General features: G+C 35.9%; 28 protein-coding genes and 1 tRNA gene. 15 read left to right on the top strand and 14 right to left on the bottom strand.

The genetic code is table 11. The features are described 5' to 3' along the window. Nucleotides 1-4 precede the first annotated feature (4 nt). From SFA27_RS16710 to SFA27_RS16655, 12 genes are all read left to right on the top strand, one after another. Entirely contained in the window at nt 5-1,660 is a 1,656-nt protein-coding gene (locus SFA27_RS16710) for an SGNH/GDSL hydrolase family protein (RefSeq protein ID WP_407293673.1), read from the top strand. Between the two features lie 36 nt (nt 1,661-1,696). After that, on the top strand, nt 1,697-4,423 hold the full coding sequence (locus SFA27_RS16705) for a hypothetical protein (RefSeq protein WP_407293671.1): 2,727 nt from the start codon (nt 1,697-1,699) through the stop codon (nt 4,421-4,423). 22 nt (nt 4,424-4,445) lie between these two features. Next, a complete protein-coding gene (locus SFA27_RS16700) occupies nt 4,446-4,814 on the top strand; it encodes a hypothetical protein (RefSeq protein ID WP_077417844.1) in 369 nt (122 codons plus the stop codon). Then, the gene (locus SFA27_RS16695; RefSeq protein ID WP_407293669.1) at nt 4,801-5,229 is read left to right on the top strand and encodes a hypothetical protein; all 429 of its coding nucleotides are present in this window, start codon (nt 4,801-4,803) and stop codon (nt 5,227-5,229) included. The genes SFA27_RS16700 and SFA27_RS16695 overlap by 14 nt, the downstream gene beginning before the upstream one ends. After that, on the top strand, nt 5,132-5,599 hold the full coding sequence (locus SFA27_RS16690) for a hypothetical protein (RefSeq protein WP_407293667.1): 468 nt from the start codon (nt 5,132-5,134) through the stop codon (nt 5,597-5,599). The genes SFA27_RS16695 and SFA27_RS16690 overlap by 98 nt, the downstream gene beginning before the upstream one ends. A gap of 11 nt (nt 5,600-5,610) precedes the next feature. Next, nucleotides 5,611-6,051, top strand: a complete 441-nt coding sequence (locus tag SFA27_RS16685) for a lysozyme (protein ID WP_407293665.1) — start codon at nt 5,611-5,613, stop codon at nt 6,049-6,051. 250 nt (nt 6,052-6,301) lie between these two features. Next, complete coding sequence (locus tag SFA27_RS16680) at nt 6,302-6,841, top strand: Panacea domain-containing protein (protein ID WP_407293663.1); 540 nt, start codon at nt 6,302-6,304, stop codon at nt 6,839-6,841. Next, nucleotides 6,838-7,236 (top strand): hypothetical protein, encoded by a 399-nt coding sequence (locus tag SFA27_RS16675; RefSeq protein ID WP_407293661.1) that lies wholly within the window; start codon nt 6,838-6,840, stop codon nt 7,234-7,236. Before SFA27_RS16680 ends, SFA27_RS16675 begins: the two co-directional genes overlap by 4 nt. 231 nt (nt 7,237-7,467) lie before the next feature. Continuing rightward, a complete protein-coding gene (locus SFA27_RS16670; RefSeq protein ID WP_407293659.1) occupies nt 7,468-7,941 on the top strand; it encodes a LexA family protein in 474 nt (157 codons plus the stop codon). Beyond that, nucleotides 7,938-9,194 (top strand): Y-family DNA polymerase, encoded by a 1,257-nt coding sequence (locus SFA27_RS16665; protein ID WP_407293657.1) that lies wholly within the window; start codon nt 7,938-7,940, stop codon nt 9,192-9,194. The genes SFA27_RS16670 and SFA27_RS16665 overlap by 4 nt, the downstream gene beginning before the upstream one ends. Before the next feature lie 42 nt (nt 9,195-9,236). Beyond that, complete coding sequence (locus SFA27_RS16660; RefSeq protein WP_407293655.1) at nt 9,237-9,872, top strand: SOS response-associated peptidase family protein; 636 nt, start codon at nt 9,237-9,239, stop codon at nt 9,870-9,872. Nucleotides 9,873-9,874: 2 nt separating this feature from the next. Continuing rightward, nucleotides 9,875-10,243: a hypothetical protein gene (locus SFA27_RS16655; RefSeq protein WP_407293653.1), complete on the top strand. Its 369-nt coding sequence runs from the start codon at nt 9,875-9,877 to the stop codon at nt 10,241-10,243. Between the two features lie 17 nt (nt 10,244-10,260). Here the strand turns inward: SFA27_RS16655 and SFA27_RS16650 are convergent, their stop codons facing one another. The 3 genes from SFA27_RS16650 to SFA27_RS16640 all read right to left on the bottom strand — a co-directional run bounded on the left by SFA27_RS16650 (nt 10,261) and on the right by SFA27_RS16640 (nt 12,456). After that, a complete protein-coding gene (locus SFA27_RS16650; RefSeq protein WP_407293651.1) occupies nt 10,261-11,415 on the bottom strand; it encodes a tyrosine-type recombinase/integrase in 1,155 nt (384 codons plus the stop codon). Between the two features lie 100 nt (nt 11,416-11,515). Next, nucleotides 11,516-11,595 (bottom strand) — tRNA-Leu (locus SFA27_RS16645). A gap of 93 nt (nt 11,596-11,688) precedes the next feature. Next, entirely contained in the window at nt 11,689-12,456 is a 768-nt protein-coding gene (locus tag SFA27_RS16640) for an MBL fold metallo-hydrolase (RefSeq protein ID WP_407293649.1), read from the bottom strand. Nucleotides 12,457-12,510: 54 nt separating this feature from the next. Here SFA27_RS16640 and SFA27_RS16635 point away from each other — a divergent pair, with 54 nt between their 5' ends. Beyond that, nucleotides 12,511-13,938, top strand: coding sequence for a hypothetical protein (locus tag SFA27_RS16635; RefSeq protein WP_047377120.1), 1,428 nt, complete (start codon nt 12,511-12,513; stop codon nt 13,936-13,938). Between the two features lie 13 nt (nt 13,939-13,951). Beyond that, complete coding sequence (locus tag SFA27_RS16630; protein ID WP_047377119.1) at nt 13,952-14,401, top strand: GAF domain-containing protein; 450 nt, start codon at nt 13,952-13,954, stop codon at nt 14,399-14,401. Between the two features lie 110 nt (nt 14,402-14,511). Here SFA27_RS16630 and SFA27_RS16625 read toward each other — a convergent pair whose 3' ends face one another. The 9 genes from SFA27_RS16625 to SFA27_RS16585 form a co-directional block, all read right to left on the bottom strand. Next, nucleotides 14,512-14,979 carry a cupin domain-containing protein gene (locus SFA27_RS16625; protein WP_052184692.1) on the bottom strand — a complete coding sequence of 156 codons (468 nt, stop codon included), beginning with the start codon at nt 14,977-14,979 and terminating at the stop codon, nt 14,512-14,514. Between the two features lie 41 nt (nt 14,980-15,020). Then, nucleotides 15,021-15,761 carry an ABC transporter substrate-binding protein gene (locus SFA27_RS16620; protein ID WP_264518572.1) on the bottom strand — a complete coding sequence of 247 codons (741 nt, stop codon included), beginning with the start codon at nt 15,759-15,761 and terminating at the stop codon, nt 15,021-15,023. Between the two features lie 26 nt (nt 15,762-15,787). Next, nucleotides 15,788-17,110 carry a magnesium transporter gene (gene mgtE / locus SFA27_RS16615; RefSeq protein WP_047377117.1) on the bottom strand — a complete coding sequence of 441 codons (1,323 nt, stop codon included), beginning with the start codon at nt 17,108-17,110 and terminating at the stop codon, nt 15,788-15,790. Between the two features lie 162 nt (nt 17,111-17,272). Further along, on the bottom strand, nt 17,273-17,434 hold the full coding sequence (locus SFA27_RS16610) for a hypothetical protein (protein WP_407293645.1): 162 nt from the start codon (nt 17,432-17,434) through the stop codon (nt 17,273-17,275). Nucleotides 17,435-17,455: 21 nt separating this feature from the next. Next, nucleotides 17,456-17,605 carry a bacteriocin-like protein gene (locus SFA27_RS16605; RefSeq protein ID WP_158521347.1) on the bottom strand — a complete coding sequence of 50 codons (150 nt, stop codon included), beginning with the start codon at nt 17,603-17,605 and terminating at the stop codon, nt 17,456-17,458. 148 nt (nt 17,606-17,753) lie between these two features. After that, complete coding sequence (locus tag SFA27_RS16600) at nt 17,754-17,900, bottom strand: bacteriocin-like protein (RefSeq protein WP_156118410.1); 147 nt, start codon at nt 17,898-17,900, stop codon at nt 17,754-17,756. A gap of 39 nt (nt 17,901-17,939) precedes the next feature. Further along, nucleotides 17,940-18,080: a bacteriocin-like protein gene (locus SFA27_RS16595; protein WP_156118409.1), complete on the bottom strand. Its 141-nt coding sequence runs from the start codon at nt 18,078-18,080 to the stop codon at nt 17,940-17,942. Nucleotides 18,081-18,241: 161 nt separating this feature from the next. Further along, complete coding sequence (locus SFA27_RS16590; protein ID WP_156118408.1) at nt 18,242-18,397, bottom strand: hypothetical protein; 156 nt, start codon at nt 18,395-18,397, stop codon at nt 18,242-18,244. A gap of 238 nt (nt 18,398-18,635) precedes the next feature. Continuing rightward, nucleotides 18,636-19,184: a hypothetical protein gene (locus SFA27_RS16585; RefSeq protein WP_047377116.1), complete on the bottom strand. Its 549-nt coding sequence runs from the start codon at nt 19,182-19,184 to the stop codon at nt 18,636-18,638. A 173-nt stretch (nt 19,185-19,357) separates the two neighbouring features. On the opposite strand from SFA27_RS16585, the gene rpsO reads away from it, so the two are divergent. Further along, the gene (gene rpsO, locus SFA27_RS16580) at nt 19,358-19,627 is read left to right on the top strand and encodes a 30S ribosomal protein S15 (RefSeq protein WP_045494446.1); all 270 of its coding nucleotides are present in this window, start codon (nt 19,358-19,360) and stop codon (nt 19,625-19,627) included. 386 nt (nt 19,628-20,013) lie between these two features. On the opposite strand, the gene SFA27_RS16575 is transcribed toward rpsO, so the two are convergent. Beyond that, complete coding sequence (locus SFA27_RS16575; protein WP_407293638.1) at nt 20,014-20,373, bottom strand: DUF4260 domain-containing protein; 360 nt, start codon at nt 20,371-20,373, stop codon at nt 20,014-20,016. A 117-nt stretch (nt 20,374-20,490) separates the two neighbouring features. Then, entirely contained in the window at nt 20,491-21,912 is a 1,422-nt protein-coding gene (locus tag SFA27_RS16570) for a sugar MFS transporter (protein WP_047377207.1), read from the bottom strand. Between the last annotated feature and the right edge of the window lie 108 nt (nt 21,913-22,020).

Here is a 22,020-nt window from a genome sequence, read left to right as displayed (position 1 = left end):
AACTATGGACGAACAAGTAACGATTATAATCGAAGATTTAATACCACCTGCTAACATAGCTACGATTGATAAAGATCAATTAATAGGTAACGCCGTATCCAAAGAACAGTACGAGAAAGGCAAGGAGGAACAAGATAAAAAGCTTGCTGAAATAAAAGAGCAAGTTGAATCAGATTTTAAGGGAGTGATTTCCCCAACTGATCCAACACCTACAGAAGACGGCAGTTACAAGCCTTCTATTTCTTCAGCAGATCCTGGAACAAATTATCCTAATGCCGGGAACCTGAAAGCCATAAAAGGGTTTTCAACGATGTTCTATAAAAAGGGGACAGTATGGACGAAGTCAGAAGAGGAAATGGCTAAGGCAGCGCAAAATTTAACAGCTTTTGAGGCTTTACAATTTCCAGTCACCGCTGGAACACAATCGGTTTATCAGGAAACGATATGGCAAGTCAAAGTAGGTAAAACTGCAACAGCAACAGACATTCCTTCTTATACTTCTGATATTTGGGTTAAAGTAGATAAAGCAGATGGTATACTAAGTAAGGTGAGTGAGAATTCAGTAGGTAACAAAACGATCAGTACAGTAGCTGATAAAATTATTAGAAATAATACTTTTGACCAGACTTTTGAGATACCACCTAGAGTTGATGGTATTCTAAAAAGCGGACAGTATATTAAACCAAATGGGACTATAACTACGTCAACAGGAACCAGGCAAACTATTGAAATTCAGTTGACGGCAGGAGTTACGGCTTATTATAAAGGATACAATGTTGGAGCCAGCGGTACTGTGCCTAATGTTGTTTTCGTAAACGCGAGTTCGGTAGCTACTGTGGTTTCTGCCGGAGCTGCGAGTACGAGTGTAGCCGAACCATATGATGGAAACTACACACCAACAGTAAATGGTACGTTATACATAAACACAGATACTAGACCGGCGTATGCTGACAAATATCTATTCTATAACGATAGTAGTGCAATTTTAACATTATCGTATAGACAAAAAATGCTATCAGCAAATAGGCTTGATTTGGAAGTCACGTCAATAGCTTATTGCGGTGATTCTATTACAAGATATGGATTGGATCAAACTTACGGTAAAGGTTTTCAACTTGTTATTCAGGAATCAGCGAAGTTCAAAACATCAACTACATATGCGACAGGAGGGTTTACATTAGCGAATTTAAATGCAAGTTCAACTAATTGGGTTTCACATGACATTTTTTCGCTATTAATTGGAATTAACGATCACAGGCTGGCGACTCCATTGGGTGTTTTGGCTGACTTTGATAATGACACTAATAACGGGACTTTTTATGCTGAATTAAGAAAATATGTTAACAAAGTGTATTCTCTTAATAATAAAGCTGTAATTATAATGTGTACGCCTACACAGGTGAACACATTTCCGTTTACGACTACAAATCCGCGGAACTCATTTACTAAAAACGCTGTTAATTGTGATTTAAATGATTATGCAGAAGCGATTAGAACTGTATCAAGAAAATACAGTTTCCCATTAGCAGACTTATTTAATGAATGCAATCAAAACATTCTCAATATTCAACAATTGACTTATGAGGGTGTACATCAGTTTTCAGAGGGCTACAGAAGAATAGCGAATATCGTAATGAACGCAATTAATAAAGTAATTTAATTGAATAATATAACACTATACAGAAACGGATCACCCTTGTTTAATTTAATTGAGCGAGGGAAACGTTCTGTAGAATCTGCAACTCTTAACCGGGTTATGCTTTCGGACGATTCGGTTTCTATTAAACTGAATTCTCGGGAAAAGCTGGATATTCTCATTAATGATTATTTCGTCATTTTTGATTCTGTGTACCGCATCAATACATTGCCGGCATTGGTGAAAAACAGCAATACTTCATACGAGTATAATATTACCGCTCAGGGGTTAATGTTCGATATGCAGCGTTGCAAATATTTCAATGCAGATGCAACCGGATTTGGTCCTGATCTGGAATTTCCTTTGATCGGAACCATCGAGGTTTTCTTGCTGGCTTTAAAAAACAATATGAAGCGTTTTGCTGCCAATTGGGAGCTGGGAAATTTTACCAACGGGGAAACTAAAACAATTACTTTTGGCGATGATACATGCTTGTCTGCTATGCAGAAGATTTGCAATGAATTTAAAACAGATTTCTGGATTAAATATGAAAACGGAAAGTTCGTAATTCATACCGGAGATTACGGCAAAAAAGTGCCTATTAAATTTGAGTACGGAAAAGGGAAGGGGTTGTATTCATTATCTCGGAATAATGTTGATGATAACGATATTGTAAACAGGCTTTATGTATTTGGTGGTACCAATAATATTCCCAACGAATATAGAAACTTCAGTAAGCGATTAAAGTTGCCTAATGCGGATTATCTGGAAGACGCCGGATCAATTACAGCTTTCGGACTTAAGGAGGGCTCAATTACTTTTGATGAAATTTATCCAAAAAGAACTGGTAAAATCACTTCATTAGGCGAAACTAAATTCAAGTTCTCAGATTCCACGATGGATTTTGACTTGAATGAAAAAGAAGCAGATGGAGTGACAACAAAATACCTTATTGCTGGAACTTCAGCAAAAGTGCATTTCAATACTGGCAATCTGGCGGGTTACGAATTTGAAATAAAAAAAGGCGGGTATAATCACACAACGAAAAGTTTTGAAATTATACCATTCAAAAACGATCAGGGGCAAAGTTTCCCAGACGAGGCTTCAACCGCCTTTCAGTTTTCTGTAGGTGATGAATATGTGCTACTTGATATTGTAATGCCAAAAACATATGAGACTAATGCTGAAAACGAATTATTTATTGAGGGATCAAAGCAATTCAATCTTAATCTTAAGGCTAAAGTTTCCTATGATCTAAATGTCGATCCGGCTTACATGGAAAAAATTGGAGTAGGGAAGTTCGATATTGGTGACTATATTCAGGTTTATGATCCGGTCTTAGGTATTGACAAAGTTTTGCGAGTAAATCAGATTACGAATAGCTTTATTGAATCCTATGATTACAATCCTTTTAGGTTAAAAATTGTAATTGCAGATTCATATGAAATTGCGTATAGTTCTAAAGTAGAGCTTCAAATCAAGGAAATAAAAAATGTTTTATCTATTACCAATTTAGGACAGATTAACTATTCGAAATTAGGCTTAAAAACTACTGAGGAGCTTAAGAACCTTGTTTTTGATACGGATGATTATTTTAATCCTGAGAACATCCGTCCGAATTCTATCGAAACGAATATGATTTCTGTTGGTGCCCGTAGTCAGCAGATAAGCTGCAGTGTTGTTTTCTACGTAATGTTTGAGAACAATAAAAATAAAGTCAAAGTAAATCCCGGAATCATCTATTCTCAGACATTCGATAAAGAATGGAATATTCCGGAGAATGTGGAAATAGTTCCAGATGATCAGTTTAGATATGTGTACGGGAAATGTTCTAAAACCGATCAGTCCGGATCAATCGTTTTCAGCCAGGACCAAATCAAGTTCGATGCAGATGCGAATGATTACTATTTCTTGATAGGTATTCTTCACTCTGTAGTTGAAAATGTACGAGTTCTATCAATCACTGTTGGAACAACCACCATAAATGGCGGACTGATCAGGACAGGAATTATTTCATCACTTGACGGCCAAATGACAATCAACCTGGATACACAGGAAATAAAGGGAAAGATCAAATTCACGGACGGTTCAGACGGATTTACATCTATTGATAATGGTTTACTAATGTCTCAGGTAATTGAAGTCGGAAATAACACAGAAAGAAACGCCTTTATTTCTTCAGTAACAGATGCCGGTTCAGATAGTATCCGATTTGGAGCCGGAGCAGATTATGCGCATAAGAATGACGCTGTGTTCAAAGTGTTGCAGAATGGTAAGTTGATAGCTCAAAATGCAAATATTAAAGGAGTAATCGAAGCAGAAACCGGCACAATAGGCGGGGTTAATGGTTGGCAAATCACAACATCAACACTTACAAGTACGACCGGTAAAATTCTTTTTGGTACAGTGAATACTAATGGTGATCTCACTGATGGACTTATGATTTCTAATGATGTTTACCCGAACAGCCAGTATATTGGGAACTTCATGATTAATTCTTCTAAAGATGCTGGGAATGTCATAAACACTGGAGCTACAATTTCTGCATCAGGAAATAATGTTGGAAATACAGCATTGGAGCTTAGCGCATCGGGAGCATCAGGGGTTAATAATGCGCTGACAGTGAATGATGGGTTTATCTTTTTGAATAATACAAGTGGAAGTGGGTTTAAAGGGTTTAAAATATATGTGCAGGCTTTAGGATGGCAATTATTTGAAGGCTTTTCAGGTCAAAAAACAATTGGAGGCACCGTTTGTTATTTCCAAAACGGACTTTTTATAGGGTAAATAAATAATCTTTAAAAAATGAATGGAAAATCTAAACTACAATATCAGCGAGATAATCGCATTAATCATGTCGGTACTGATAGGATCGGGGGCTTACATTTCTTTTGTTTACATAAAAAACAAGCAAAAGATAAGTGTAGCATACGTGATGGCGGTTCTACTGATAAACCTATGCCTGACCTACGTCGCCTCAGAGCTTTTAAAAGCTTTCAATTGGAGCGAGTGGCGAAATCCTTCACTACCCATGGTGGCATTTGCCGGGCAGTATTTGACAGACTGGATGGACAAGAGGTATTTAAAAATATTCGACACTGCAGCTAAGCGGGCCGGAATTAAAATAGATGATAAAGATGAATCTAACGATAAAAACTCCGAAAATGAAAATCAATAAAGACTTATTATACGCTTTTTTGGTTGTATTACTTATCTCGGTTTTTGCCTCTGTAGTAGGCAATATATTCAAAGAAAGTAACGAAAAAGAACTTACTGAATTAAGGAAGATCCAGGAAGCGCAAAATGATGCAAAATACCAATCAGAACTAAGGGAAAAAGCAGCAAATAATAAAAGTGATTCTTTTAAAAGTGTTTTAGAACAGCAAAACATTGGTATTGGTATTCTGAACGATAATTTTAAGAATATGAATAATAGTATTCTTAATATGAAAACGATGTATGATAAAAATTTTACTGACCTTAAAAATTTACAAAATGAAAGCGATCACATTAATTCTGCTTCTATTAGTGAGCAATTTGATTTTATCTCAAAATACAAGTACAAGGAGTATACCGGAGGGCCAAATCCCTGAGGTATATAAAGGGCTTAAGCAAAACGAATATCTAAAGACAAGGCTTCAGAAAACTGAAACCGCACTTTCCAGTGCGAACCAGCTTATCAATGAACAAGATAAAGCTCTTTCCGTTAGTAAGAGTTTGTTAACGGCAAAAGATGAAGCAATGGGGACTGTAATTGAAATCTCCAAACAAGATAAAATTGCAGCTGAAGAACGAGAAAATCAGTTAAATATTGACATTTCATATTTGAAGAATCAACTGGAAGTTACAAGAAAAGAATTTGAGATTAAACAGCGAAAAAGATTCTGGAATGGAGTCAAGATTGGAGGAGTTTCAGTTGCGGTTTTAGGAACTGCTGGACTCATATGGTTAAAAAATAGATAAAATTTACAGCAATGAAAACATCACAAAAGGGAATAAATTTGATTACATCATTTGAAGGATTCAGTTCAAAGCCGTATCTGGATTCAGCAGGAATTCCGACAATAGGTTATGGTAATACTTACTATCCCGGAGGAAAGAAAGTAACGATGAAAGATCCTGCAATCACAAAAGAAAAAGGAGTTGAATTGTTTGCTGCAGTTCTGCCAACTTATGAAAAGATAGTGAACTCGAAAGTGAAAGTTGCTTTAACACAGAATCAGTTTGACGCTTTGGTTTCACACACTTACAATACCGGAGGTTCTGACACATTGTTTTCTTTAGTCAATAAAAAATCAGGAGAGTCAGAAATCAGAACCTGGTTCACCACGAAATACATTACAGCCGGAGGAAAAACTTTAAACGGACTCATCCGCAGAAGAAAAACAGAGGCTGATTTGTTCTTTTCAAAGTAAACTGAAGTACTACAAGGTTGTTTTTAAATAGGATTAAAAATAAAACACGTCATGTTTTGACGTTCTTAGCTTATACTTTAGTGTTGCAGTTTGTAACATATAGATAAAATCAATAACGTGTAAAACTTCCTTGTACTATATGTTATTGTTGCAAACTGCAACAATTTGTATGAATTTTGTCTAGAAAATAGTACAAGGGAATAAAATTTGTTTAATTTTGCCTATGAAAACTGATGGCTTTTCTAAATTTATGAATGAATTAACTGAATTATATTACAATTCATCGCACATTATGCTTTATGTTCTTAATAAAGCAAACAAACCCTTAGACTTCCATAAACTATTTAAGATAATGTATTTTGCGGATCAAAAGCATTTAAGCAAATACGGTAGGAAGATTACAGAAGATTATTATGTAAAAATGCCAAATGGACCTGTGCCTTCTGCTTCATATGACATTCTAAATATGATAAAAAAGAATAGAAATTCCGAGTCGTCCCTTCACAATTATTTTAAAATTATTGGTAGGTATGAAGTAGAAGCTCTATGTACATATGATGAAGATGAATTATCTGAAACTGACATGTGGTGTCTTGATGAGTCAATATCTGAAAATATTAATTTAAGCTTTACACAGTTAACTGACAAATCACATGACAGGGCTTGGGAAAGTGCGCAATTTTCCTTAAATGAATATTTAATTGCAAGAGCAGGAGGGGCAAGTCAAGACATGATAAATTACATGAAGCACATGGAAAATTTAAAAAATTCTACAACTTTTTCAAAATGATAGGTATTGGTGCGGTATTTTTTTTATTTATAGAAGAATTTCAAAAGAAAAAATACTTCATTGTGCTTGGTGAAGACGATCATAGTTATTTGTTCGCTACTTTTTATGTGAATACAACCATTAATTATAATTTCGTTGAAAATCAAGAAGTAGAGAAATTACACATTGTTTTAAAAAAGGCTGAATATCCCTTCTTAAAATATGATTCATTTTTAAATTTGAGTGAGCATTTCCCAAAAACTAAAATTTCTTTAGAAGAAGAGTTTAAGAAAGATGACAAATGTTTAGTTTATACTTTAACTGATGAGCAATTGCATTATCTTAGGAAAGCATTTAAGGAAAACCCTATTATAAAAGGAAAAATAAAAAAGAAATATCGTTTTTTTGATAATTAATTAAAAGGATTAAATAAAATAGATTCCCCACCTAATAGTGGGGATTTTGTATTTTTACAGAACTTGAACTTTAAAGTTCTACTTAATTTATGTCCGCCTCCTTAGGGAGGCTTTTTTGTGGATAACTTTTTAATGCGTCAAGTTCTGTCGCCATGCGGGTTTTGCTTTGCCTTATGAAAATTTAACAGCGGTTTGATATGTTTTGGTTCAAAATGTACATAACTTTGCGATATGAAAACGATCGGAAATTTAGAGTTATTTAATTTGGAAAACACAGAACCTGTGGTATTGACGCCTTTAGAAGAGCGTTTACATGCTGGTGGTTATGGTGCGTTTCCGAGTGCTGCGCTTGATTTTCCGGATGAAAGTATAGACTTTTTAAAGCTTTTGGTTAAAGATCCTATTACAACATTCCCAGGAAGGGTTTCCGGAGACTCGTTGAAGGATATTGGTATTTTAAATGAAGATTGGTGTTTGATACAAAAAGGCATCGAAGCGCGGCCAAATGATTTGGTTGCAGCAATTATTGAGAATCAATTCTTCATTAAGAGATTCCGGCCGAAATACGGAAAAGGCAACAGAATTAAAGAACTGAAACTGGAATCTGCCAACGTTGAATTTTCAGATTTTGACATCACGGACGAAACAGAGTTTTTCTTGTGGGGTGTCGTTACATGGACTTTTAAAAATTGGCGAAAATTATGATAGCACTTATTGACGGTAACAACTTCTACGCAAGTTGTGAGAGAATCTTTAACTACGAATGGCGGGGCCGTCCGGTTGTTGTGTTGTCTAATAATGATGGGTGTGCAATAGCTAGGAGCAACGAAGCGAAGGCGTTAGGTATTCCGATGGGTGAACCTTATTTTAAGCTAAAACACTTTGAAAAAACACATGGTCTGATCGTATGTTCGGCAAACTTTGTATTGTACGGAGATATAAGCAATAGAGTAGTGCAAATCACCCGGAGATACTGCAATGATATTGAAGTGTATTCTATTGACGAATCATTTCTTTTCCTTGATGGATATATGGACCAATATAAAAAGATGGTTGATTTACGCAAGGATGTGCTGCAGGGTTTAGACCTTCCAACAAGTATTGGTATGGCTCCGAGTAAAACCCTAGCTAAGGTTGCTAATAAGATCGCGAAAAAGTTCCCGGAAAAAACCGGATCTGTATACATGATAGATACTCACAAAAAACTGGAAGCAGCATTAAAATGGTTTCCGCTGGAGGATATTTGGGGTATCGGCCGTAGGTATCACGATCGATTTAAAAATTATGGCGCTCATACCGCGTGGGATTTTACACAGTTTCCGGATGATTTCCTGCGTAACGAAATGGGAATTCTAGGAGTAAGAATGAAAAAGGAACTTCTGGGAGAAGCTCAGTATACTATGAGTATCCCTGAACCTAAAAAGATGATCTCAACTACAAGAACATTCGATACCGGACACGCTGAATATGATTACGTACATGAAAGAATTTCAACTTTCGCGGCGGAATGTGCCCGGAAGCTCCGGGAGCAAAAGTCTTGCTGCAGACACGTGACGGTTTTCATCATGACGGACCGATTCAAACAAAACCAGGTTCAATATTCAGACTCGTTCACGGTAACGCTTCCCAATCCGAGTAATTCAAGTATTGATATTTCCAAATTTGCTAAAAAAGCGCTGGATAAAATATTTATTAATGGACCAAAATATCGTAAAGCAGGGGTGATCACAAGTACTTTTGTCCCGGAAACCGAAAGAATGACAAGTATGTTTGACTCGGATTTTCATGAAAAGCATAAACCGCTAATGAATGCAATGGATTTAATGAATAATCGCCTTGGAAAACAAAAGATAAAATTAGCTTCTCAGGATATACAAAGAACCTGGAAAATGGACCAAAAACATCTTTCTCCTAAATACTCTACAAGCTTTTACGACTCGATTATTTTGAAAGCGTAATAATTTGTACGCTTTTTGTATCTTTTCAATTAAAAATATTCTATGTGCTACTCATTCAGTAATAAAACAGTTGATCTAAAAAAGATCGCTGAAGAATTGAATGCAGAAAATTATGAGAGTGATTATGTTCAAGAGGAAAACATTTCTGCCTTTACCAGACCAGCCTTGCCAATCGTCTTAGAACATAACGGACGTAAATTAACCCATGGAACCTGGGGACTATATGCTGAGATACCAAAAGATAAACCTGCCAAGGGACTAAACCTAACTGCAGAAAAAACACATACATTTTACAAAAAGTTTGAACACAACAGATGTGTAGTCCCAATATCTGGATTCTACGATTTCCAACATGTAATAATTCCGGGGAAGAAAACTCCAGCAAAAGTAAAGCATGAAGTCTTCTGGAAAGATGCTGATCATATGTATTTGGCCGGATTCTTTGACGTTTGGGAAAATAAAGAAATTGGAGTAGGAATCGTTACTACTGCAGCAAATGAATTAATGAGCGTTGTCCATAATTCAAAACTAAGAATGCCTATTTGTTTGGATGCGAGAATGGCTGAAAGATTCTTGAAGGACGAGCCGATAGAAGAGTTTGTATTTCCGGCTTATGATCCAGCACTTGTTGCTGTCAACCTGGAACCGCATAAATTACCACCACCTTCATTATTTTAATCATGGAAGATCATAAACATATATTTCAGCTACTTGCAAATTATATCGAGGAAGATCCGAACGACATGGTAAACTTCTATGATGATGCAATGAATTTAATCCGAGGCGCAGCAGCAGATAAGAATATTGAGTTTGATGGCTACTTCAGAGAACGCTGGGAAATTTCCTCAGACACTATCTTTGAGTTTGACGAAGATTATTTTGAAGACGAAGACCGGAGAGATTTATACGTTTTCCTATCAGCGTTAGTTGATGAAGATATTTTTGCTTATCTCCATTATGTATGGCACCATGTTTTTCATCAAGACCTAACAGAAGATATTATTGAAAGACGAATTCTTGAACTAAAAGAAAAAGGCGTAACATTTTAGATACGCCTTTAAATTTATTATTGAGTATTAATTTTTAATTTTCTATTCTGCTCTACCATATGCTCTTCATAATCAATTGCATAAATTCTTGTGGTTCTTTCTGTTGTGTGCCCAGCCAACTCTTTTGCTTTCGTAATTCCGTGTTCTTTAGACACAAGATTTAAAAATGTTGCTTTCAAATCATAACCTTTCATTTTTAAGCCTACAAGCTTAAGGTGTTTTGTAATTGCTTCATTTAAAGCGCGTGCCTTAACAGGATGAGCTCCAGGAATCCTATGTTCTGAAAACAAATATTCATCTGTTGCAGCTATTTCGTAATATTCTTTCCAGTATCTCCAAACTTCCATATTGATGGGTCTCATTACTCTTTTGTGTTTTCCTCCTTTTTTAAGATTAATCCAAAAAATACTTTTTTCAAGTTCAACATCACATTTTCGAACTCCAGCCATTTCAGTGAATCGAGATCCGGAGAATAAAAATATATAAGCAAAAGCATATTCATGATGATTTATTTTAGATATAGAATGAAATTTTTTCCAATCTTCAGATGTTCTAATTATATTTCGAACAGAGGATTCGTGTTCAAGTTTTTTTATGCCCTCTATAAAATTAACTAAAAATATATCCAACTCTACAAAATGAGAAAAGAATCTTGATAAGTGTGATCTAGTTTTATTGACCCTATAGTTTGAATAGCCATCTTCTGACATTTTCATTAAAAGTTGCTTAATATCACCTTTACTAACTGTATTGAGGTCTTTATGATTAATGCCTAGCTTTGAAGCATACTTTTTTATATGCTTAACTGAATTGTCATAGTCGCTTAGAGTGGAATCCACTCCTTTAAATGACTTTAATGAAATTTCAAGAGCTTTAATGAATGGAGTTGAGGGTGAAATAAGGCTATCGTCAATTACTTCATACTCTCTAATGACAGGATTAAATCCTTTAGAAAGAGCAAATAACTCTTTTTCGATTAACATTTTTGTACAATCTTGTTTTTCATTTAATGTTTTACAATGATTCATGCCTTTGAATCTAATGATTTTACCATTAGGAAATTCGTCTGAAAAATAAGAGTATCTTATTTCCCAATCTTTTTTAAGATTGCTTTGATTTCTTTTATCCCAAGATGTAGGATAAACTTTGATAGGTGAGTGATGCGGTTTCATTTTTACACGATTTTTTACACGTTAATAAAATTGAGCGCATTAGAGAATGAAATAGAAAAATCGGCAAACGTAGTGTGGATGCTAGTTTGCCGAGATTTTGTACCCAGGACCGGGATCGAACCGGTACTCCTAAGAACTGGTGTTTGAGACCAGCGCGTCTACCAATTCCGCCACCTGGGCTTGATGTTTACTGCAAACGTGATGTTTGTTTCAAATTGGTGTGCAAATATAGGAACTTTTTTCAATGTTCAAAAGCTTTTTGAAGAAAAATTTTTAAAAGTTGAGTTCCAAACCATCGTAGGCAAGGTGCATTCCGGGTGGAAGCTGCTTATCTTCAATATCATGCAGTCCTAAATGATGACTGATGTGTGTTAAAAATAATTTCTTTGGTTTTAGCTCTTCAAATAGTTTGATAACATCCGGAAGAATAAAATGGGCAGGATGGGGGTCAAATTTTCTGATACAGTTTAAGATCAGCACATCCAGATTCTTCAGTTTTTCCTTTTCTGTTTCAGAAATGAATCCGGCATCTGTAATGTAGGCCAGGTTTTTAAATTTGTATCCGAAGACAGTGATTTTATAGTGAATCACTTCTACAGGAGTGATTTCCGTATCAAGTACCTGGAAAGGTTTATTTTCAATTTCATGAAGTTCAAAAGCGGGTGCTCCGGGATATCTTACATCAGCAAAGGCATAAGGAAATCTGTTTTTTATTTCATGAGCAACTCTTGAGTAGCAATAAAGAGGAACATCTTTTCCACTCTTAAAAATCAATGGCCGCATATCATCAAGCCCGATTACATGGTCATTATGTTCATGAGTTATCAACGCAATATCTACGGTATGTTCGTGGTTGGTAAGCATTTGCTGTCTGAAATCCGGACCGCAGTCGATCAGTATTTTTTTATTTTCTTCCGTAGTCACCATCACGGAAGAACGCAAACGATTGTCTTTGGGATTTTTAGAAGTACACACTTCACATGTACAGCCTATAACGGGTACACCTTGTGAAGTACCGGTTCCTAAAAATTTCAACTTCATTTTGTTTTGAGGTTGGTTTAATTTTGGTAAATTTACAAAAAATTTCATGTCCTAATGTATCAGAAACTAACTCCTAAACAAAAAGCATTAACAATTAATCTAGATCCTACTATTTATGGTACTTTCGCAGAAATTGGAGCAGGGCAGGAGACTGTTCGCCACTTTTTTAGAGCAGGGGGAGCTTCCGGTACTATTGCTAAGGCAATGTCTGCTTATGACAAAGATTTTAGTGATGCCATCTACGGAAAGGAAGTAAAAAACAGGTACGTTACCCAGAACAGGCTTCGCAAAATGCTTCGGTATGAAGTAGCTTTGATTGAAGAGAGAATTTCAAGAGATAATAATCCCGACAGAAAATTCTTTTCTTATGCCAATACGGTAACAACCATCAATTTTGACAAAACGGTAAAAGGCCACGGCTGGGTAGGAATTCGTTTTCAGACCAAAGAAAATGAAGATTACAATGAAATCGTAATTCACGTAAAATTCAAAGAAAATGATGCTACCCTTCAGCAGGAAACCTTAGGGAACCTGGGGGTGAATCTTATTTTCGGAGCGTTCAATTATTTTGACAATCCAAGAACTTTAGTAGAATCTTTATACGATGATATTGCCAAAGACAATCTGGAAATTGATATGATTGATTTCAGCGGGCCTGCTTTTGCTTATGTTGACAACAGGCTGATGTCTCTTCAGTTGGTTAAAAATGGAATGACCGATGCCGTGATTTTCAATTCTCAGGGCAGCAATATGCTTCCGGCAGATGTATTGTACAAGAAAAATATTTTCGCGGTAAGAGGAAGTTTCAGACCGGTAACGAAAGTAAACATTGATATGCTTAAAAACGGGATGGATATGTTTTTCAAAGATGCCATCTGTACCCATGAAGAAACAGAAGTTCTTATCGAGATCACCATTTCCAATCTGAGAGCAGACGGAGATATTGATGAAAGAGATTTCCTTGACAGGGTTGATATTCTTGCTAAACTGGGATACACTGTTATTATCTCCAATTTCTCTGAATACTACAGACTGATTGATTATTTTGCATCTTATACAAGCGGGGATATTGGAGTAGCAATGGGAGTAAATAACCTGTTGATGGTCTTTGACGAGAAGTACTATAAAAATATGTCTGGCGGAATCCTTGAAGCGTTCGGAAAATTTTTCAGAAACGGGATGAGAGTATATCTGTATCCTTATAAAGATCCTGAAACGCATCAGTTGCTGGATTCTTCAAACCTGAAAGTAGAAGAAAACCTGAAAGAACTATATAAATATTTCAAACACAACAATCGTATTGTAGATATTACGAACTATAATCCGGAGTTTCTGGAAATCTATTCAAGAGAAATTTTGAGAAAAATAGCATGTTGTGTGAAAGGCTGGGAAACTCAGGTTCCTGAAGGTGTAGCAGAAATGATTAAAGAGCGCGGAATGTTCGGATATAAAGAAGAGCTTTCCCTAAAACAATTCTCTTAAAAAAATATATACAATGTCAGAATTAAAGAAAAGACTTTCCTCAATTCTTGAAAGTCCTAAACATAATACAGAAGAAAAACTTGAAAAAGTTTGTCACTTGTTGGATCAGGAAATCTCTTACTTCAACTGGACAGGTTTCTATTTCAAAAACGGAGATAAGGAAGAATTAATTTTAGGCCCTTATGTAGGAGCGCCAACAGATCATACCATTATTCCTTACGGTAAAGGAATTTGCGGACAGGTTGCGGTTTCCAATGAAACATTTGTAGTTCCTGATGTGAACGAAGAAAGCAATTATTTAAGTTGCTCTATTGATACAAAAGCTGAGATTGTAGTTCCTATCTTTAAAGACGGAAAAAACATCGGCCAGATTGATATTGATTCCCATACGGTAGATCCTTTCACTAAGGAAGACCGTGAATTATTGGAATGGCTTTGTAACGAAGTTTCTAAAGTTTTGTAATTGAATTTCAATCCGAATATAATATAGACTCCGGCTTTTATAGTCGGAGTTTTTTATGAGTTTTGAAATAGAGTATACAACCGGAGATTCCCGGCCTTACTATTCATAAACTATAGATTATAAGTGGTAATAACAAACATGATTAAAGGCTCATCTCCCGTATTTTCAATAGAATGATAACCTATAGAATTAATAGCCGTAATATCTCCTTTCTGAAGAATTTTCTTTCGTATAGGCCCCTCAACACCAGCTCTTTCACGATATTCTCCGGTTCCATGCACTACTACGTACAGTTCTTGCTCATTTCTTTGATTATGCGTATGAAATCCGGATTCATCACCTTTATTCAACAAAACCATATAAGCAGCCAGACGATTATGAGCTAATTCCTTCTGATCAAACATCTGCAGCATATATACAGTTCCGTTTCCACCATACATATTCTCACGTTTATCCATTTGTGTAATGGTGCGTTCATTCTTTTCAAATGCCATTACGTAAAGATTGATGTATTTTGAAACTTCCCGAATAACGTGATCGAATTCTGCTCCTTCAGATAATATAACTGTATCAGACATGTGAGTTTAAAGTTTAAGGTTTAAAGTTGATGGTCAAAAAATTAGCTTTGCTGCATCAGGTGAATTTCAGCAAGAAGGTCTTTAAAATAATTTTCACATTTCGCAATATGAGTTCCATACCAGGAAAATGCTTCACCATCTACGATCATTATCTTTTTATCAGGAAAGAAAGCCTGCAGTTCTTCAATATGTTTTTCTTTAAACGGAAACGGTTCAGAAGAAAGCATGATGACATCTGCATCTGCAAGATCTTCAGTCGTAATTTGAGGGTAACGGGTTTTATCCTTGAAAATATTCTCAAAGCCAATCTCTGATAAAATCCTATGAATAAACGTATCTGAACCAATGGTCATATAAGGGTTCTTCCAGATAAGATAGGCTGCTTTCACAGGTGTTTCCAGCTTGGCCTGGCTCAGGATTTCATATATTTTAAGATTAAAAAGCTGGGCTCTTTCTTCCTTTCCGAAAAGTTTTCCAAGACTTTTAAGCAGGTAATAATTGTCCTCAATCGTTTCTACATTGGTGACCATTACCTTGAAGTCATCCATCAAAGCTTCTACCTGATCTTTTACATTCTCTTCCTTATTGGCAAGAATGAGATCCGGCTGCAGCATTTTTATTTTCTCAATATTGATATTTTTGGTCCCGCCGATTACTGATACATTTTTTATTTTATCCTGAGGGTGAATGCAGAATTTTGTTCTCCCGATTACTTCATTTTCGGTGAGTCCAAGGTCAAATAAAGCCTCAGTAATAGAGGGCACAAGTGAAACAATTTTCATATTGGCATGTTAGATGATGCCTAAATTTACAAAAGTTTTCCGGTTAAGAAAAGTCCGGCTACAGTAAAATAGATAATAAGTCCTGTAACATCCACCAATGTTGCTACAAAAGGAGCAGAAGAGGTAGCTGGGTCAAGATTTAATTTCTTTAAGACAAACGGGATCATAGAACCGGATAGTGTTCCCCACAATACAATGGCAATCAGGGAAACAGAAACACTTAATCCGACATAAACCCAATATTGGCCATAATCAAAAAGGCCAATCTGCTGCCAAAGCATAATTCTTATAAAACCAATTACTCCCAAAATAGCCCCAAGACATAATCCGGAGATAATTTCCTTTTTCATGACATACCACCAGTCCTTAAGACTGATCTCCTGAAGCGCCATTGCACGAATAATTAACGTTGCTGCCTGCGATCCGGAATTTCCTCCACTGGAAATAATCAACGGAACAAATAAGGCCAGCACAACAGCTTTCTCAATTTCTTTATCAAAATATCCCATTGCAGAAGCTGTCAGCATTTCCGAAACGAATAAGATGATCAGCCAGGTTGCCCTTTTTTTGATCATTTCAGTCCATGAGGTCTGTGTATAGGGAAGATCCAATGCTTCCAATCCCCCGAACTTCTGAATATCTTCCGTATTCTGTTGTTCAATCTGATCGAGGATATCATCAATCGTTACAATTCCTACCAACACACCGGCTTCCGTAATAATGGGAAGAGCGCCACGGTCATACTTTTCGAAATAAGTCACCGCGTCTTCTTTGGAAGTTGTAGTGGTAATCGCCACGAAATGATTGTCTGTGATATCAGAAACCAGCGTGTCTTCCTCTTCCAACAGTAAAGTTCCGATAGCAAGGTCATCAATCAGGCGGTTTCTTTCATCCACCACATAAAGATAGTTCATGGTTTCCACTCTTTTTCCTACCTTTTTGATCTGCTGAAGACACCTTTTTACCGTCCATTCCTTACGGATTTGAATATAATAAGGAGTCATCAGACGGGCAATAGAATCTGAGTTGTAGCCAAGAAGCTTTAAAGCAATTCTTCTTTCCTGCGGGTTAAGATGATTGATGGAATATTTGATAAGCTCATCCGGGAAGTCCTCGAAAAGAGCGGTCCTGTCATCCGGAGTCATTGCATTCAGAATTTCAGAAACTTCATCGCTTCCGATACTTCTGATGGTATCTTCCTGAAAATCAGGGTCAAGGTGTGAAAAAACTTCTGCTTTGTACTCTTTCGGAACCTTCAGGAACGCAAGCAGCCTCTCATCAGCAGGAAGTTCGCTGAGAGTTTCGGCAATATCGGCAGGGTTGAAGATAAGTTCGTCTCTAGAATTCAAAACGTGAATTTTTTTGGATATGCAAAAATAATTCAAATTTTTAAGACTAAGCAATAAACTGGGAAAATTAAGGATTAATTAAAGTTTAGTGCTTCAGTATAAGAGCAAAAAAACACCCGTCGGAACGGATGTCAAAAATTAAATTTAAAATTCCAATATTCTTTAAATTGGTTCACATTCTGAAGTAGGAATGTATGTACAGACAGCGTTTGTACAGCATTGGTATGGTCCGCAATCAGAATTGTCACCACACTTTTTTACTCCGCTTCCTTTAATATTTTTTTGTTCCAGCCTGTTGAGCTTCTTAAGATTTGAATTCTTCATGGTGATCAAATATAGTTAAGATTAAGGCTCTATCGGACAGTCATGATCAAGACATTCTCCATTGCAGCAATATCCCACAGAACATGGTCTTGTTATACTGCATCTGAAGGGGCCGATACCACCATTGATTTGTTTTGCAGCTTCTCTGCTGAGTTTCTTTAAGTTTTTCATATAGTTTGGATTTAATGTGAAACTAAAATAGTAAATATTTTTATATTATTCATTTTGTTGTGAAAATATTTTGCTATAAATCAATATTTTATTTATTTTTTTAAATAAAAAAACACCTACAAATGCAGGTGTCTGTAATGATCATATATTATTCCAGGGGACATGGATTTAGAACGCAGATGTTATGACAACATGATCCGCCCGGACATTCGTAATGTTCCGTACATCTTTTGAAAGGCCCGCTGCCTTTAATTTCCTTTTGTACTTGTCTGCTGAGTTTTTTTAGATTTTTCATGAAATTTGATTTTATGTGAGTTAGTTAAGTTTTATATTTTTATTCAAGACAGATGAATGGTGAGCAAATGCCATAGCAGCAATATCCTACGGCACATGGATTACTGTCACTGCATCTTTCAATGGATCCTCCATTGATTTGCTTAGATTTTTCCCGGCTGAGTTTCTTTAGATTTTTCATGAGATTTAGATTTTAATATTGAACTAAAATAGTAAAAAATATTTATTAATTCCTTATTTGGTGAAAATATTTAATTGTTAATCAGTTGTTTATAAAGTATTTTGCATTAAAAAGCACCTGTTTATAAGTATAAACAAGTGCTTTATTTAACATGAAAATATTTATAATTCAGGACATGGATAAGCTACACATACTCTGTGACAGCATGATCCACCCGGACATTCAAAATGATATTGACATTTCTGAAGACGTACAATACTTCCTAAGACTTCTTTCTGACTGTTTCTGCTCAGTCTTTTTAAATTTGAATTTTTCATAATCATTTAGATTTAAGATAAAACTAAACTAATGAAAGTGTTCAAAGTGTTGATATACATGTAGATAATCTGCAGGATGACGTCTATAAAAGAATTATGAATTATGAATTATGAATTATGAATTATGAATTATGAATTTGTTTGGTATGTACATTGGGCACATCACAAAAATTCACAATTGACTTGCGAAGCAAAATTGACCATTGATCATCAAAAGTCTTATATTCCAACCTTAAACTCAAAGCTCAGCTTCCGTTGGCTTCAGTTTTTTCAGTTTTTTTAGGATTCCCTTTATGGCTCCTTCAGTTCCTATTTTAATGGAGTTTACTGTTGAACCCAGCAGGCGCATATTTTTTCGGTAAGTGTCATAGTCTGTTTCCGTAACAAGATTGCCGTCGGAACCAAAAAGTTTCATGCTGACAACTACCTGATTGGAAAAAACATATTTTCCCAGACCTACTTTGAAATAGCGTACTTTGGAAACAATCGCAAAATCAGCATCGTTATTGATGCAGTAATCTGCAATTGTCTGCTTATCTATGCTATCAAAGGGAACCTGAACTTCCGCCCGGAGCATTTTATTTCTTCTGCTGCTGAAATTATCGGAAACAGCGTCAAAGAATGCATTGTTGGTAGGATCTTTTATCTCATCAATATCAGGCTCTACCTCGGGATTGAAGTACAGAACTTTTTTTATTTTGTCATCAGCGGCTTTCTGAGCTTTTACCGAAGTAATGCCGATAAATAAAAAAGTAGTAATTGCTGTAAAGAATATAATTTTTTTCATTTGTAATCCGAATGCAAAATTACTGCCTTTTCGTTGGATTGCATAAAATTTATTAAGAAATTTTTAACATTTTTTTCTATCAAATTTGATTTATGAAATCAATAATGTTTGCAGAATCAAAAAATAGTCGTAATTTTGCACCCGTTACATAATAATCATTAAACAATATTGGAATGTACTTAACAACAGACAAAAAGCAGGAAATTTTCGCACAACATGGAAAATCTGCACAGGACACAGGAAGCGCAGAAGGACAAATCGCTCTTTTCACTTTCAGAATCAACCACTTATCTCAGCACTTAAAAGCTAACCGTCACGATTTCAACACAGAGAGATCTCTAGTGAAATTGGTAGGTAAGAGAAAAAGTTTATTAGATTACCTTAAAAAGAAAGATATCGCAAGATATAGAGCTATTATTGCTGCATTAGGTTTAAGAAAATAATCTATAAAGATTTTCAAAATAAAAAGCAACTTCGAAAGAGGTTGCTTTTTTATTTTTACATAACAAGGGATTTTTAACCGTAAAAGAACAAAAGTTTCTTTAAGAAATTACTAAATGGTTGAGAAGTATACTTAAATTTCTTAAAGTCTTTGATTTTCATGTTATAATAAAAGAATATTTAGATTCCGACGGAATGAGAAGTTGCATGGATAGACTATCGTCACAATTATGTCATTCCATAGGAATCCAGAGACATTAATCTAACAAGAAAAGCATCAACAGAAATTCAATCCTCACAAAAATATCAACCGAAGGTGCGAAAATTCCCCTCCCTTGAGAGTGGGTGAAAATTCAAAGAATTTTTGACAGAGTGGTTTACAACATTCCTACTCAGCCTTCTTCCCAATTTTTCCCAAATGCGTATTCTGAAAATTATCCGGATATTTCAATCCATAGCCCAGAATTCTGTCAAAAGCGGAATGAGAAAATAAAATGGCTCCAATCATCTGTAAATAGGGAAGGGATAAAGCTGTTCCTGCAAAATAAACAATGATAGCCACTCCAAAATGATGGAAGAGATTATAGAAAAAAGCCCCTGCTTTATTATTAACAGTATATCCCAGCATTGAAATGTCCGGTGCAAGGAATAGTCCTGCAAACCACCACCATGAATATCCTGTTTGGGCAAAAGCATAGATTCCCAATAACATAAATGCTGTGTATTCAAGTTTTAACTGTATTTTCATTGTAATTGCATTAGGTTTAGGATAGGTTTCTTATTTCAGGAGAAAGTTACATGAATTGATTTAAAAAAGCGGAATATGTTGAGATATTCCGCTTTGTATATTTTGATATAATTTATTTTAATGCCCTGATTTGGCTTCGGTGCTTTCCACATGACCCAGATATTTGGTACAGTAAGCACCAAATATCAGAATAACCAGATAGCAGAATACAGGAATGATAAATGAGTGCTGTACTCCAAACTGATCTGCAAGATACCCCTGGAAGATAGGGACTATAGCGCCTCCCAGAATAGCCATTACCACCAAAGAAGATCCCTGACTGGTATATTTACCAAGTCCTGAAATTGCTAATGTATAAATGTTAGAAAACATAATAGAGTTGAAAATTCCGATTCCTAAAATGCTGTACATTGCCAGTTCACCATGATTCACCATAGCAGAAATCAATAATACTACATTGATGGCTGCGAAGATGGATAATGTTCTTGCCGGAGCTGCTTTACCAATGAAAAAGGCAATGAAATTCAGAACAATAAATACAAGGAAAAAGCTGATCTGAGAGAAAGTAAGATTTACAATGCTGAAGATCACAAGGAAAACAGCTCCTGCTGCTCCCAGCATATAAACAGCTTTTTTGCTCTGGCTTAAGGACTGATTTAAAGAGATAGCCCCCAGAAAACGGCCGATCATCGCTCCACCCCAATACATGGAAAGGTAATTTTTACTGATGATTTCATTAAAACCCATGATCTGAGGTTGTTCCAGGAAACTAATGATAAAACTACCCACCGCTACTTCTCCACCCACATAGCAGAACATAGCAAATACACCAAATTTCAGGTGGCTGAATTCAAGAGCTCCCCAACCTTTTACAATTTCCTCTTCCCCCATCTGGAATGACGGAAGTTTAACTCTGGAAATCAATAAGGCTACCAGCAGGAGAATACCCGCAAAAATAAGATATGGAATTCTTGTTGCTACTGCACTGAATGATCCATCCGGAGACGAGAAAAATTCAAAAATAAGGTGGCCTCCTAACACAGGAGCAATCGTAGTTCCGAATGCATTGAATGCCTGAGTCATATTCAGACGGCTGGAAGCAGATTCTTCACTTCCCAGTAACGAAACATACGCATTGGCAGTGATCTGAAGTACCGTAAAGCCTAGTCCCAAAATAAACAAAGCTCCCAAAAACAACGGATAATACGAGAAAGTAGCTGCCGGATAAAACAGAACACAGCCGAAAGCTGCCAGAAAAATTCCGAACAGGATCCCTTTTTTATATCCTAATTTATTGATTGGATCTCCCTTCGTAATAGAGATCAGGAAATAAATCAGTGATCCGATAAAGTAAGCCCCGAAAAAACAGAACTGCACCAGCATGGATTCGAAAAAGGTAAGATTGAAAAGTTGTTTCAGATAGGGAATCAGAATGTCATTCATACAGGTGATGAATCCCCACATAAAAAATAGCAGGGTGATGGTAATCAACGGAACCGTATAATTCCTGCTTTGCGATGGTACTTCTTTATTAATCATAAACATTTATTTATCTGGATAAGGATAATTCCTTAACTTTTTTAAACCTACAGCATTGTAATTGGTGAAGTAGGGCAAATATAGGGATCAGCCTATTGGTTTGCAATA

Origin of the sequence: Chryseobacterium sp. HR92 (genome assembly GCF_045689405.1) — a bacterium.
In the GTDB taxonomy this organism is placed as follows: Bacteria; Bacteroidota; Bacteroidia; order Flavobacteriales; family Weeksellaceae; genus Chryseobacterium; species Chryseobacterium viscerum_A.
The sequence above is the reverse complement of the archived record's forward strand: the minus strand, read 5'-3'. Positions and strand labels throughout refer to the sequence as shown.

Coding starts and splice junctions, on each gene's coding strand:
- SFA27_RS16710 (WP_407293673.1), top strand. CDS start 5: ATGGACGAACAAGTAACGATTATAATCGAAGATTTAATACCACCTGCT.
- SFA27_RS16700 (WP_077417844.1), top strand. CDS start 4,446: ATGGAAAATCTAAACTACAATATCAGCGAGATAATCGCATTAATCATG.
- SFA27_RS16695 (WP_407293669.1), top strand. CDS start 4,801: ATGAAAATCAATAAAGACTTATTATACGCTTTTTTGGTTGTATTACTT.
- SFA27_RS16690 (WP_407293667.1), top strand. CDS start 5,132: ATGAAAGCGATCACATTAATTCTGCTTCTATTAGTGAGCAATTTGATT.
- SFA27_RS16685 (WP_407293665.1), top strand. CDS start 5,611: ATGAAAACATCACAAAAGGGAATAAATTTGATTACATCATTTGAAGGA.
- SFA27_RS16680 (WP_407293663.1), top strand. CDS start 6,302: ATGAATGAATTAACTGAATTATATTACAATTCATCGCACATTATGCTT.
- SFA27_RS16675 (WP_407293661.1), top strand. CDS start 6,838: ATGATAGGTATTGGTGCGGTATTTTTTTTATTTATAGAAGAATTTCAA.
- SFA27_RS16670 (WP_407293659.1), top strand. CDS start 7,468: ATGAAAACGATCGGAAATTTAGAGTTATTTAATTTGGAAAACACAGAA.
- SFA27_RS16665 (WP_407293657.1), top strand. CDS start 7,938: ATGATAGCACTTATTGACGGTAACAACTTCTACGCAAGTTGTGAGAGA.
- SFA27_RS16660 (WP_407293655.1), top strand. CDS start 9,237: ATGTGCTACTCATTCAGTAATAAAACAGTTGATCTAAAAAAGATCGCT.
- SFA27_RS16655 (WP_407293653.1), top strand. CDS start 9,875: ATGGAAGATCATAAACATATATTTCAGCTACTTGCAAATTATATCGAG.
- SFA27_RS16650 (WP_407293651.1), bottom strand. CDS start 11,415: ATGAAACCGCATCACTCACCTATCAAAGTTTATCCTACATCTTGGGAT.
- SFA27_RS16640 (WP_407293649.1), bottom strand. CDS start 12,456: ATGAAGTTGAAATTTTTAGGAACCGGTACTTCACAAGGTGTACCCGTT.
- SFA27_RS16635 (WP_047377120.1), top strand. CDS start 12,511: ATGTATCAGAAACTAACTCCTAAACAAAAAGCATTAACAATTAATCTA.
- SFA27_RS16630 (WP_047377119.1), top strand. CDS start 13,952: ATGTCAGAATTAAAGAAAAGACTTTCCTCAATTCTTGAAAGTCCTAAA.
- SFA27_RS16625 (WP_052184692.1), bottom strand. CDS start 14,979: ATGTCTGATACAGTTATATTATCTGAAGGAGCAGAATTCGATCACGTT.
- SFA27_RS16620 (WP_264518572.1), bottom strand. CDS start 15,761: ATGAAAATTGTTTCACTTGTGCCCTCTATTACTGAGGCTTTATTTGAC.
- SFA27_RS16610 (WP_407293645.1), bottom strand. CDS start 17,434: ATGAAGAATTCAAATCTTAAGAAGCTCAACAGGCTGGAACAAAAAAAT.
- SFA27_RS16605 (WP_158521347.1), bottom strand. CDS start 17,605: ATGAAAAACTTAAAGAAACTCAGCAGAGAAGCTGCAAAACAAATCAAT.
- SFA27_RS16600 (WP_156118410.1), bottom strand. CDS start 17,900: ATGAAAAATCTAAAAAAACTCAGCAGACAAGTACAAAAGGAAATTAAA.
- SFA27_RS16595 (WP_156118409.1), bottom strand. CDS start 18,080: ATGAAAAATCTAAAGAAACTCAGCCGGGAAAAATCTAAGCAAATCAAT.
- SFA27_RS16590 (WP_156118408.1), bottom strand. CDS start 18,397: ATGAAAAATTCAAATTTAAAAAGACTGAGCAGAAACAGTCAGAAAGAA.
- SFA27_RS16585 (WP_047377116.1), bottom strand. CDS start 19,184: ATGAAAAAAATTATATTCTTTACAGCAATTACTACTTTTTTATTTATC.
- rpsO (WP_045494446.1), top strand. CDS start 19,358: ATGTACTTAACAACAGACAAAAAGCAGGAAATTTTCGCACAACATGGA.
- SFA27_RS16575 (WP_407293638.1), bottom strand. CDS start 20,373: ATGAAAATACAGTTAAAACTTGAATACACAGCATTTATGTTATTGGGA.
- SFA27_RS16570 (WP_047377207.1), bottom strand. CDS start 21,912: ATGATTAATAAAGAAGTACCATCGCAAAGCAGGAATTATACGGTTCCG.